This is a genomic window from Cupriavidus sp. 8B (genome assembly GCF_054589115.1).
Window position 1 is genome coordinate 15502 of sequence record NZ_BAAILO010000658.1, and the last position, 12377, is coordinate 27878.

The 12377-nt window shown below is 63.7% G+C and carries 12 protein-coding genes; 3 read left to right on the forward strand and 9 right to left on the reverse strand.

What is annotated here, in order from left to right:
- Positions 1 to 71 precede the first annotated feature (71 nt).
- Positions 72 to 767: a transglycosylase domain-containing protein gene (locus tag ACYP5B_RS53115; RefSeq protein ID WP_459575538.1), complete on the reverse strand. Its 696-nt coding sequence runs from the start codon at positions 765 to 767 to the stop codon at positions 72 to 74.
- A gap of 279 nt (positions 768 to 1046) precedes the next feature.
- On the opposite strand from ACYP5B_RS53115, the gene cysD reads away from it, so the two are divergent.
- From cysD to ACYP5B_RS53130, 3 genes are read left to right on the forward strand one after another with little or no spacing between them, the layout of a single operon-like run.
- On the forward strand, positions 1047 to 1943 hold the full coding sequence (gene cysD / locus ACYP5B_RS53120) for a sulfate adenylyltransferase subunit CysD (RefSeq protein WP_459575540.1): 897 nt from the start codon (positions 1047 to 1049) through the stop codon (positions 1941 to 1943).
- The gene (cysN, locus tag ACYP5B_RS53125) at positions 1943 to 3844 is read left to right on the forward strand and encodes a sulfate adenylyltransferase subunit CysN (protein WP_459575542.1); all 1902 of its coding nucleotides are present in this window, start codon (positions 1943 to 1945) and stop codon (positions 3842 to 3844) included. Before cysD ends, cysN begins: the two co-directional genes overlap by 1 nt.
- Positions 3841 to 4830, forward strand: a complete 990-nt coding sequence (locus tag ACYP5B_RS53130; protein ID WP_459575544.1) for an acetyltransferase — start codon at positions 3841 to 3843, stop codon at positions 4828 to 4830. The genes cysN and ACYP5B_RS53130 overlap by 4 nt, the downstream gene beginning before the upstream one ends.
- A gap of 73 nt (positions 4831 to 4903) precedes the next feature.
- Here the strand turns inward: ACYP5B_RS53130 and ACYP5B_RS53135 are convergent, their stop codons facing one another.
- The 8 genes from ACYP5B_RS53135 to ACYP5B_RS53170 all read right to left on the reverse strand — a co-directional run.
- The gene (locus tag ACYP5B_RS53135) at positions 4904 to 5707 is read right to left on the reverse strand and encodes a TetR/AcrR family transcriptional regulator (protein WP_400101536.1); all 804 of its coding nucleotides are present in this window, start codon (positions 5705 to 5707) and stop codon (positions 4904 to 4906) included.
- 109 nt (positions 5708 to 5816) lie between these two features.
- Positions 5817 to 6152 (reverse strand): hypothetical protein, encoded by a 336-nt coding sequence (locus ACYP5B_RS53140; RefSeq protein WP_459575547.1) that lies wholly within the window; start codon positions 6150 to 6152, stop codon positions 5817 to 5819.
- 99 nt (positions 6153 to 6251) lie between these two features.
- Complete coding sequence (locus ACYP5B_RS53145; protein WP_459575549.1) at positions 6252 to 6836, reverse strand: zinc-dependent alcohol dehydrogenase; 585 nt, start codon at positions 6834 to 6836, stop codon at positions 6252 to 6254.
- A 16-nt stretch (positions 6837 to 6852) separates the two neighbouring features.
- A complete protein-coding gene (locus tag ACYP5B_RS53150) occupies positions 6853 to 7962 on the reverse strand; it encodes a Gfo/Idh/MocA family protein (protein ID WP_459575571.1) in 1110 nt (369 codons plus the stop codon).
- Between the two features lie 91 nt (positions 7963 to 8053).
- Positions 8054 to 9277, reverse strand: a complete 1224-nt coding sequence (locus ACYP5B_RS53155) for a hypothetical protein (protein WP_459575551.1) — start codon at positions 9275 to 9277, stop codon at positions 8054 to 8056.
- 105 nt (positions 9278 to 9382) lie between these two features.
- Entirely contained in the window at positions 9383 to 10540 is a 1158-nt protein-coding gene (locus tag ACYP5B_RS53160) for a sulfotransferase family protein (RefSeq protein WP_459575553.1), read from the reverse strand.
- A gap of 83 nt (positions 10541 to 10623) precedes the next feature.
- Positions 10624 to 11394, reverse strand: a complete 771-nt coding sequence (locus ACYP5B_RS53165; RefSeq protein WP_400101528.1) for an SDR family NAD(P)-dependent oxidoreductase — start codon at positions 11392 to 11394, stop codon at positions 10624 to 10626.
- Positions 11395 to 11914: 520 nt separating this feature from the next.
- A partial coding sequence (locus ACYP5B_RS53170; RefSeq protein WP_459575554.1) for an Ldh family oxidoreductase occupies positions 11915 to 12377 on the reverse strand: 463 nt, incomplete at its 5' end.

Genomic DNA, 12377 nt, shown 5'->3' on the forward strand with positions numbered 1-12377 from the left:
CTAAAACACTGCCCACTGACACTAGTCCAGCAGCTAAAAACCGCAAAACACCGCCCCAATCCACCACACCTCTACCGCAACCGCAAAGGCTCCAGCAGCGCCGCATCATATTGCCCGCGATCAATGCGCCCCAACTCCAGCATCCGCAGCAAGATATAAGCCTGCCGCTGCCGCGCCCGCCGCGGATTGACCACGGGGTTATTAGCGGAAGGCGCCTTGGGCAACCCAGCCAGCATCGCGCATTCAGCCAGCGTCAGCTCAGCCACCGGCTTGCCAAAGTAAGTCTCGGCAGCCTCAGCAAAGCCATAGGCTCCCTGGCCAAGGTAGACCTTGTTCATATAGAGCTCCAGGATCTCGTCCTTGCTCATGGCGTGCTCGATGCGGTAAGCCAGCAGCACCTCGTAGAGCTTGCGGGTATAGGTCTTCTCGCGCGAGAGGAAGAAATTGCGTGCCACCTGCATGGTGATGGTGGAGGCGCCCTGCGACAGATCGTCCGACAGGTTGGCCACGCCGGCTCGGATCACGCCGACATAGTCGATGCCGTCGTGCAGGTAGAAGCGGTCGTCCTCGATGGCTACCACCGCCTGCGTGAGCTTGGGCGGTATCTGGCCGATGGGGACATAGCCGGGTGACTGGCGGAAGGTGGTGAGCGCATCCAGCGTGGGCAACTGGCGCTGAGCGACGAGTACGGCCAGCGTGCCGAGCAGGGCTACGCCCAGCATCAGCACCACCAGCAGCTTGAGAAAATTCGACCAGAGACGTTCCATGGCCAGTATTGTGCCAGCACGCGGCGGCCCTGCCCCGCTCTCGGGGCCACGCCATGCGGCGGCGAGGCAAACGCTTGGGCCGAACCCCACCGCACGACGCATGGCGTAGTCCAAACAGACGATGAGCCGTCCATCGCCCCCTTGTACGCTCAACGCATATTTAAGGAAGTAACCTTAAATTGGATCTGGCGCGGGCGATGCATCGGCTAAATGTCATTGCCATCGGCCGCGTCGTTGGCGGCGGCTGCCCCGCCGAGCGTGGACGAAGGAGGGTGACAAATGTTGACGCACTTGCAGCGTCTTGAGGCCGAGAGCATTCACATCATGCGAGAGGTGGTCGCGGAGTGTGAAAACCCGGTCATGCTTTACTCCATCGGCAAGGACAGCGCGGTGATGCTGCACTTGGCAATGAAGGCTTTCTATCCCGGGAAACTCCCGTTTCCACTATTGCACGTCGACACGACATGGAAATTCCGCGAGATGATTCAATTTCGGGACGCCATGGCGAATAAGCTCGGCTTCCACCTGATCGTCCACGTGAACCCCGAGGGGTTGGAAAAGGGGATCAACCCGTTTACCCATGGCTCGGCCATACACACCGACATCTGGAAAACCGAGGGACTGAAGCAGGCGCTGGACCAATACGGTTTCGATGCGGCATTTGGTGGCGCGAGGCGGGACGAAGAGAAATCGCGCGCCAAGGAGCGCATCTTTTCGATCCGCTCCGAGCGGCACCGCTGGGATCCGAAACTGCAACGCCCCGAGCTCTGGCGGCTGTACAACGCCCGCAAGCACAAAGGCGAAAGCATTCGGGTGTTCCCGCTCTCCAACTGGACCGAGCTCGATATCTGGCAATACATCTATCTCGAAGGCATTCCGATCGTACCGCTCTATTTAGCGAAAGAGCGACCGGTCGTGGAGCGCGACGGCACGCTCATCATGGTCGATGACGAGCGCATGCCACTGAAAGACGGTGAAGCTCCCGAGTTCAGGAGGGTGCGCTTTCGCACGCTGGGCTGCTATCCACTGACCGGTGCCATCGAGAGTGAGGCGGATTCCCTCGCGGCGATCATTCAGGAGATGCTTCTGGCCAAGACGTCCGAACGGCAGGGCCGCCTTATCGACCACGACTCGGCGGGTTCCATGGAGAAAAAGAAACAGGAGGGGTACTTCTGATGGCACACATATCCGATTCGATCGCTGCAGACATTGGGCAATATCTGCAATCACAAGAGAACAAGAGTCTGCTGCGCTTCATCACCTGCGGCAGTGTGGATGACGGCAAGAGCACGCTCATTGGCCGCATGCTCTATGAGTCGAAGATGCTCTTCGAAGATCAGCTCAGCCAGTTGGAGGCGGACTCGAAGAAGGTGGGAACGCAAGGCGGCGACCTTGATTTCGCGCTGCTGGTTGACGGCCTCGCGGCTGAGCGCGAGCAAGGCATCACGATCGATGTCGCCTATCGCTTTTTCTCGACCGACAAGCGCAAGTTCATCGTGGCCGATACGCCGGGCCACGAACAATACACGCGCAATATGGTCACCGGAGCCTCGACGGCCGATGTCGCCATCATCCTGATCGACGCGCGCAAAGGCGTGCTGACCCAGACGCGTCGGCACAGCTATCTTGTTTCGCTGATCGGCATTCGCCAGGTTGTACTTGCCATCAACAAGCTGGATATGGTGGAATACTCGAAAGAGATCTACAACAGAATTGACGCTGACTATAGAGCCTTTGCCAGCCAGATCGGCCTGCGGAGTATCGTCACCATCCCCATGTCGGCCCTGAAGGGCGACAATATCACCGAGATCAGCGCAAACACGCCCTGGTACGACGGGCCTACCCTGATGGGGTACCTTGACGCGGTGCAGGTCGAAGACGGCGGCGCTCAGCGCGGGCCGTTTCGCATGCCGGTGCAGTGGGTCAACCGACCCAACCTCGATTTCCGCGGCTACGCAGGCACCGTCGCTAGTGGCCGCGTCAAGCGCGGTGATCGCCTTCGGGTCCTGCCGTCAGGCAGGGAAAGCCGGGTTGCGCGTATCGTGACATACGAAGCCGACCTCGAGGAAGCGGTGTCCGGCCAGTCGATCGCGCTCACGCTGGAGGACGAAATCGATATCAGCCGAGGCGACGTTCTCGCGCCGATCGAGGTGCCGGCTGGCGTGGCGGATCAGTTCGAGGCGACCATTGTCTGGATGAGCGACGAGCCTATGCTGCCAGGACGCCCATACCTGTTGAAAATCGGCGCGAAGACCGTGACCGCCACCAGCGCGGTTCCGAAATACAAGATTAACGTCAACACGCTCGAGCATCTCGCGGCCAGGACGCTGAGCCTGAATGAGATCGCGGTCTGCAACCTGATTCTCGATCAGCCAATCGCATTCGATCCCTACCTGGACAATCGCGATACGGGCGGTTTCATCATGATCGACCGCCTGACCAACAATACGATCGGGGCCGGACTGCTGCACTTTGCCTTGCGCCGCTCGCAGAACATCCACTGGCAGGCGATTGACATCGACAAACAGGCGCATGCTGCTCTCAAAGGGCAGAAGCCGTGCGTACTCTGGTTCACGGGGCTGTCGGGTGCCGGCAAGTCCACGATCGCCAACCTCGTCGAGCGCAAACTGCATGCATCGGGCAAGCATACCTATCTGCTGGATGGCGACAATGTGCGTCACGGCCTGAACAAGGACCTCGGCTTCTCCGACGCCGATCGGGTCGAGAACATTCGGCGTGTTGGCGAAGTCGCAAAGCTGATGGCCGATGCGGGACTGATCGTTCTCGTGTCCTTCATCTCGCCATTCCGTTCCGAGCGCAGCATGTCTCGTGGACTGATGGCGCCGGACGAGTTCTTCGAAGTATTCGTCGATACGCCAATCAGCGTGGCGGAACAGCGGGATCCAAAGGGGCTTTACAAGAAGGCGCGCCGTGGCGAGCTGACGAACTTCACCGGCATCGACTCCCCTTACGAGGCGCCGGAGAACCCGGAGATTCGGATCGACACCACCGCCTGGTCGCCGGAGGAGGCAGCCGAGCAGATCGTCAGCCATCTTGTCACCCGCGAGGCGCTATGAACCGCTACTACGTGTTCAACGGAGATGCGGACGGCCTGTGTGCGTTGCAGCAACTGCGGCTTGCCGCGCCTGACGAGTCCTGCGGCGCGAGGCTGTTGACCGGGGTCAAACGCGACATTCAGTTGCTGCAGCACATCGGCGCGGGGGAGGGCGACACCATCACCGTGCTCGACATCTCGCTCGACCAAAATCGGGCTGATCTGCTTCGCCTGCTCGAGGCAGGCGCATCGGTGCGCTATTTTGATCACCATCACGCGGGCGAACTGCCTCACCATACGCGCTTCGAATCCCACATCGACGAGGCGGCCGGCGTCTGCACCAGCATCCTGGTCGACCGCTATCTTGGCGGCCGTCACCGTGCGTGGGCTATCGCGGCGGCATACGGAGACAGCCTGCCTGGCGTGGGCAGCGCCATGGCACTGGCGGCCGGCATGGGCGCTGGCGCGGCTGCGGCCTTGGAGCGGCTCGGCATCTATCTCAACTACAACGCTTACGGCGAAACCGTCGTCGATCTGCATTTCGATCCGGCCGAGTTGTCGGCGCGGATGCTGCCTTTTGCCGACCCGCTGGAATTCGTGGCGTGCTCGGACGCATACGCGCGGCTGGCGGCCGGCTATGAGGAGGACATGGACCTGGCACGCCGGCTCGAGCCGGCACGCCAGGTCCCCGGCGCGGCGCTGCTGGTGCTGCCGGATGCACCGTGGGCGCGGCGCGCCATCGGCGTCCTGGCCAACGAACTCATGCATGGGCAGCCTGATCGTGCGCTCGGTATCCTTTCGCCCAAAAGGCAAGGTGGATTCACGGTCAGTGTGCGCATACCCGGCCATAGCCCAGTGGCTGCGTCTGACTTCTGCCGCACGTTTGACACCGGAGGTGGCCGGAAACTGGCGGGAGGCATCAACCATTTGCCCGAGTCGGAAGTCGACCGCTTTGCGCGCGAGTTCGAGGCATGCTTCGGCATCGCGTCTGGATCGCGTTTCGCATGATTCCCATGATCGTTGGAGAAGGACTTGCGCTCTCGGGATGAGGACGGCCTCGTTGCGAGGCGTCGCGTCTGCGTTACGATCGTCGAGGGGCGGGTTCCGCGGCAAGGCTGGCGGCAGCCTTGCCGCCCCGTGCGCTCCGACCCGTTGACTTCGGCGCGCGCCCCGCGACTTCGCCGGAGACGTCCAGCCGGGAAAGCAGGGAAGCCGTATCGGGCGACATCGGGCCCGCCAGTAGCGCCACCAGGCAATCCTCGAGGTTCTTGATGAACAACTCCGTGTCCATCACCAGGCTTTCCTTCTCGCTCGCATCCAGCATGCGGGAATGGTCGGCGAGCCCGTGGAGCAGCAATACGGCCGCCATGAGCAGGCGCTGGTGTGCCACGGGCTCAGGCAGATCCTGGATGACGTCAAGCAGCGATCGCCTCAGCCGGTCCACCTGGCCAAGCTTGAGCGTGGAGGTGCGCAAGTTCTGCACGGAGAGCGTATGCGTGGCCACCAGTTGGGCATCCAGGCGGATGAACTCCTTTCCGCCGTCGGGATCGAAGATCTTCTCCGCAACCGGGTGCATCAGCGCCCGCACCACGTCTCTAACCGAAGGTTTGCCCCGCTGCTCCAGTTCGTCGAGCAGCGCGTTGCGCCGGGCGGCGATGCCCGGCTCATGCTTGTCCAGGATAGCCTGCAACAGGCCGTCCTTGCTGCCGAAATGGTAATGTGTGGCGTTCTTGTTGCGCTGTCCGGCGGCTTTGTTGATATCGTTCAACGAAACCCCTTCGATGCCGCGCTCGGCGAACAAACGCTCCGCAATTGCCACTAGCTTTGCCCGCGTGGCAACACTTTTCAGTGTCAGGCTCTCGACTTTTCTGCCTTGCTGGGACATCGTACCAATGGTTTCGTTTGATCAACGCCATGCAGTGTAGCACCGGGCATGGGCCGGCATGTCCCGGTATTGCCGGCCGGCTGGCGCCTTCCCTGCATTCCATTCCGACTCATCCGAACGTCACCAACACCTTGGCCGACTCCTCAGCACGCGCGGCGGTAGCAAAGGCTTGCTCGAAATCGGCGAAGGCGAAGCGGTGGTTGATCAGCGCGGTGGTGTCGATCCGGCCCGAGGCGAGGATCTCCAGTACCTCTCCAAACTCGGTGGGGTAGGCCATTGCGGTGGTCACCTCCATCTCCTTGCCCAGCGCCATCGCCAGATCCATGGCGACAGGCGCGTGATGCACCGCCACCACCGTCAGATGCGCCCCGAATCGTGCGCGCGCGATGATCTGGGGAATAACCGGCGCAGCGCCCGACACTTCGATGAATTCGTCGGTATCCACGACAGGCATCCCATAGAGCGTGCCAGCGCCATGGCGTTGGCCGATTTCAGCCCAGAGATCGCATTTGTCGGGATTGAGCGTGGCGTTTGCACCGAGCGCCTACGCACGTGCCAGGCGGGTGTCCACGCGATCGACAGCGATGATGTCCGCGACGCCGCGCAGACGGAGCATCGCCACGACGCCGAGCCCGATGGGGCCTGCGCCGAAAACGACCACCCTGCTGCCTGCGCCGGCGCGCGAACGGTTGACGCCGTGCAGCGCGACGGCGAGCGGCTCGGCCAGCGCGGCGGTTTCGAAGTCCAGCATGTCGGGAATGGGGTAGACCGATGGCTCGGCCATGACATTGCGCACGAGAATGTGCGAGGCGAAGGCCCCTGGGCCGCCGGAGCCGATCATGTTCGCGGGCGTCGTCGGGTTGACCACCACGCGCTGCCCTTTGCGCAGCGCCGTCACTTGCGCTCCCGCCTCCTCGATCACACCCGAGAACTCGTGCCCGAGCGATAGGGGACCATCGCCTCCGATCGGCAAGCCGCCCGCGCGTGCGTAGCCGAGATCGGAGCCGCAGATGCCGCAGACCGCGACCCTGACGACGATATCGCCCGGCCCGACGCTCGGCCGCTCCACAGGCTCGATGCGGATATCATCAGGTCCATGGACGGCCGCACGGAACATCATTTCTGCCATGGTGGTGTCCTTCTTTTCAGATCGCAATCCAGGCGCGATTGCGCGCCGACCGTCGCACCGCGTCGAGCACCGCCTGCCCGCGCACCGCATCGTCGAATGTCGCCGCGCGCTCGGGGATCGCGGGCACGCCATGCTCGATCCGCGCGCGCATCTCGGCGAAAAGGCGCGCATAGGGCGGCACATCGAACCCCATTGTGTGCCAGCGATCCTGCTCGGTCTGGATCAGCTCGGCGACGGGAAAAGGTGTCGGCATCCCGTTGACGAGATCGGCGGGTATCTCGATGCGCCGCACGCAATCGGCGTCGCTCACCCAGACCTCTTCGGGGTCAGCGTAGGTCGCGCCGCTCTGAATCCACGCCCCGCCTGCGCTGCCTACCACCTTGGTCGCCATCACCAGCGGTCCCGGCGCGGCAAGTGCGGCGATGATTGACCCGGCAACACCGCTGCCCGTTTCGAACTGCACGTTGTAGCAATCGTCGGCCGTCATGTTGGGGCGCCCGGGCGCCAGCGTCTGCAGCATGCCGCTGACGCGCGCGATGGGCCCGAACATGTATTCGACCTGATCGATCATGTGCGAGCCGAATGCGCCAAGGAAGCCGCCGCCCTGGTCGGCGTCCTCCCACCAGTCGCTAAGCCTTTCTGTCGAGTCCTGCAGGCCCGGCTGGTGGTAGATGCGCAGGAAATGGCGCGGCGCGCCGATCATTCCCGACTGGACGACGCGCCGCAACAGCGCCTGCGCGCTGTCGAAGCGGAATTCGGCGCCGAGCATGTGATAAACGCCGGCTCTTGTCGCCGCTTTGCGCATCTCCGCGGCTTCGGCGACGTCGCGGGCAAAGGGCTTTTCGCACACGATATGCCGCCCCGCGGCGATCGCCTCCATCACCGGCGAATAGTGCGCGTGCGGGGGCGTCGCCACCGTGACGAGTTGCACCGCCGGATCGGCAAGCGCTTCGGCAAGGCTATCGGTTGCGAGCGGGATGCCAAGCGGCGCGGCGCGCGCGATGGTGCGGGCACGGTCGCGGCCGACGATCGCGCGCACCTCGAACCCCGCCTCGCGCAGCGCACGTACATGGGTGAAAAGGCCGAAGCCGGTGCCAACCACCGCGGCGGCTATGGGATGCGTCATCAAGGGGTGCCTCCATATGGTTCATGATTGAGCGCCGCGGCGCAGCGGCGCGCGGCTTCGCCGAGATCGGCAATGCGTCGCGGCGCCGCATTCATTGCGCCACCTCGCCGCTCAGCAGCGGCGAGACTTCATCCAGCGCCGCCTCGCCGCGTTCATGCAGCGCGGCTAGTGCGATGCGGCGCAGCGTTACCAACGGCGGCTCGCCCTGCGTGCCGATCAGCCGCAGGCTCATGCCCCCATGGACATGGCCGAAGGGGTGGATCCAGTTGCCGGAGATGCCGGGCTCGCCCTGCGCAATGATGACGCGCACCGAGCCGTCATGGCGATAGATGGCCTTGTACTTCTGCACATGGCCGCCGCCGTCTTCGTAGTTGTCCAGGTTCTCTTGCCAGATCGAGCAGAGCTGGAAGATCCAGTAGTCGCAGGGCGTTGGCAGGAAATCGATCACCAGCGCTTCGCCGTCGGCGCATTCCCAGGTGCCAAAGCCGTGATGCCGATCCGGCACCCCGCCATTGGACAGATACACCGCGCGATCGAAGCGGATGCGGTTCGGCCGTTGGCTGAGATTGTCCTGCCACCAGCGCCGCACCAGTTCGCAATAGCCAAGTACCGTCTGTCCCGCCTTGGCGAGCGCATCGCTCATTTCGGCGGCGGTGATGGGGCGCGGTTCCGGGCGATCGACTCGCTCGATGGAGAACCCGGGCGGCGCGGTATTCGCGCGATCATGATAGAGCGTGCGGATGAGCAGGCCGACGCAATCAGGCGTGATCGACAGCCAGTCGCGTCCGTGCGCAGGCCTGCGCTGGCCGACGACGATCTCGAAATTGCCCTCCGCATCGAAAGTGACTTCGCGTGACGAGATGAAGCCCGTGGTCTGCAGCGCAGCGGGATCGAACCCGGCAAGGCCCGCCACGCCGTGCGCCGCCCAGTCCAGCGTTCCCGGATGGCGCGGCTGCGGTGCACGCCATGATGCGATGACGAAATAGGGCAGTTCGCCGCGATTGCCGCGAATGACGTAGTCATGGCTGCCATCGATGAACTCGGCGAGCAGGTGATCCTGGTCGGGCGACTGGAAATTGATGGACTGGCGCCAGGGCGCATTGCGCAGGCGCGGCCGTTCGGGCTCGCAGTTCTCCATGAAGCGCTCGATACCGTTGCGCATCAGGCGCGTCATGAACCGATACCATTCGGCGCAGTCGAGGGCGTTAGCCTCCGCGCCGAAATGGTCGACCATATGGCCGGCGCGGCGCACCGTTTCACAGTAGTCATCCCACGCCCGGCCGGACAGCAGGCGCTCCGCTGCTCGATCTGTCATCACAATTCTCCTTCGATGCGCTCTGGCCTGACCGAGAAGCGCTGATAATAGAAGCCGAATCGCTCGCGCAACGCCGCTACGTCGATGCCAAAATCGCCTTTCAGGTCATAGACGACCCGTCCGTGCTTTCCGCGGGGATTGGACTCCAGATAGGCATGCACACGGGGCACGGGCTTCGTCGGTCAGCGCAAGGCCGGCCATCGCATAGACGCGCTCGATCACCGTCTTTTGGTCGGCCATGTAGTCGTCGAACAGCACGTCGAGCGATTGGCCGGCGGGCACGGTGTCCCGGTCTCGCACACAGGCGCGCAGCAGATGCTCCAGGCGATCTGTCCAATAGCGGGCAAGTTCCTTTACGTCGACGGCATGCCGGCGGATGCGGTCACCATAGGCGATCATGGTGATCGCTGACTGCAGAACGGCGACCGGATCGCGATGCGTGATGACGACCGTTGCGTCGGGATAGGTCGTCATCAACGGCCGGAGATTCTCCATGTGCGGCGGCGACTTCATCACCCATCGGTCCGGCCCCTTGAGCCAGGTGAGCGCTTGCAGGACCCGGCGGCCATAGGCGTAGTGCGAAGTCTGATCCTTGCTGTAGTAATAGTCGCGCCAGCGATAGGGCCGGCACTGCCATTCCGGCAGATAGGATGAGAAGTCCAGGGCTTGCAGCTCTATGTCCTCATGCACGTGGGCGGGAGCCATTTCGTGCATCGCCGGCATGAGCGGCAGCATGGCTTCGAATTCGCCCCACATATCGCGGGCACGAAGGAAGCGCGGATCGTCCGCGCCCGGCGTGGCCTGCTCTTCCAGCGTCGGAATCGGCTCCATCGCTTCCCATAGCGGCATGGAGCGCAGCCGCGGGTCGGCTGCCAGGATATTGACGAGGTGGGTGGTGCCCGAGCGTGGAAGCCCGGCGATGACGATCGGCTGTCGAATCGCGACCTTATTGATTTCAGGGTGCTGCTTCGCAAGATCTTCGAAGCGAAGGCGCGCGCAAGCATAGCGCACGGCATCGCCGAACAGGCCCGCGCGACCCAGCGGACCGAGGCCCGTGTCCTCGTCAAAGCTCCTTAGCCAGATGCGCAGCCGCTCGCGGAAGTCGTCCGGACCAAAGTCGGATAGACCCGTTCGGTGGCGCGCGGCCGCAAGGACAGCCTCCTCGCTCATTTGCACTGGCGGGGAGGAAGCAATCGCTTGACGCTGTTTCTCGGTTAGTTGGGGGGTGCCAAGGTCGGCGATGCGGATGGCGTCAGGTTTCATTGCGTTGGTCCGGTCTGGAAGCGTGATGGAAGGCTGCAGCGATGGGCGCCGGCCGGGAGGGCTGGCGATCCTGCCGTTGCGGTTCAGCCAGCGACGGTAAAGCCGCCGTCGACCGGCAGCGTTTGTCCGGTGATCCAGCTGGCGGCTGCGCTTGTCAGGAACAGGACCGGACCCGCGATGTCGCGCGGCACCCCCAGCCGTGCTGCCGGCGTACGTGCAAGCGTGGGTCCTGACCATGCCGGGTTGGCGACAGTCGCCGCCGTCATGCGGCTCGCGGTAAGCCCCGCGGCGACCGCGTTGACACGAATGCGCCCGCCCCAATGGACTGCCAATGCCCGGGTCAACCCGACGACACCGGTCTTCGCTGCACCATAGCCGGGAACGATGTCGATCCCGAAGAACGAGCTCATCGACGCGATGCTGACAATGGAAGGCCCGCCTGGCAGGGCGCTTTTCAGGAGTTTGTCCGCACAGCCATGCGCCATGCGGTAGCCGCCGACGAGGTGCATGCGCACCGCGCGCTCGAAGACCTCCGGGTCGTACTCGTCGAGGCCGCTGCTCGGCAGCGCAAAGCCGGCGTTGTTGATGAGAATGTCAACCTGTGGCACCGCGGCCGCCACAGCGGAGATATTGTCCGCGTCTTCGATGTCGAGCTGCAAATAGCGGTAGCCATCGAAATCGACGCCGTAGTCGGACGCGCAGCGCCGGGTGCCGGTGATAGTGACCTCCGCGCCTGCGTCTCGATAGGCTTCGGCGATCCCGGCGCCGATTCCGCTGGTGCCACCTGTCACCAACACGTGACAGCCTTTGTAGTCAAACCGAAGGTTCGGCCAGTCGGCCTGTAGGGTATGCATTGGACGTTGTCTCCAATAGGAATACGGGATTGCTGCTACGCGATGCGATCAGTCGGCGGCGCGGTGCAGGGTGTCGCCCACACCGGTGCAAACATAATTTAAGGTAAGAATATTAAATTTTGTTGTCCATGGCAAGCGCCTGAGAAGGTGCCAGAGCCGCGACCAGAATTTCCCGGGACCTCTTTGCATTGCGCATTGCTCTGGCCGGCGGCCTGCGAAACGGCACGGAAGTCGGCCTAAAGTCCGGTGTTTCCTGAAGATTGGAGGAGGGAGGGCGAGACAGGAGATGAGCCAGGAGGCGCGTGGGGGCTCGGGTGACCGGCCCCGTTCGGCGAGGCATGGCGCGTTGCGGATACGCCATCCTCGATGGCCGGCCGTTTGTACTAAGGCTTGCGCCTTAAAAGAGAGGGGTCAAGGGCGGAAGCGGTCCCCCTCGACGCGATGCATCCGCCTTGCGTAACGGACGCCTGTTCCGGAAGGGGGCCAGCACGCGGCGGGCCGGCGCCCGTGTCACGCCGGCTCAGCCCGCCGGCAGCGCCACGCCGAGGTCCTTCGCCAGCGTTTCCAGGTTGCGCCAGATCGCCGGGTTCACATCCAGGTGGGTGGTGGCGAGCGCGCGGTTGGCGGCTTCGAACTCGCCCGGGTACTGCACGCGATCAAAGCCCGGGGCGGGTGGGGTGTCGTGCAGGTAGTTGACGAAGGCTTCCACCTCCGCGCTTTGCCAGCTCAGGCCCAGGTCGAGTTCCGGATTCATCAGCACCGCGAACATATTGTTGGTGGCCACGCCGCCGCGGGGGTTGTCCGGCTGGATGGTGCCGCCCCCGGACAGCACGCCGGCCAGCAGTTCAGCTACCACGCCGAGCGCATAGCCCTTGTGGCCGCCGAAGGGCAGCAGGGCGCCAGGGTGTTCGCTGAACATGGCGCAGGCATCGGTGGTGGGGTTGCCGTCGCCGTCGATGATGCTGTTCTGCGGCGCGGGGGGG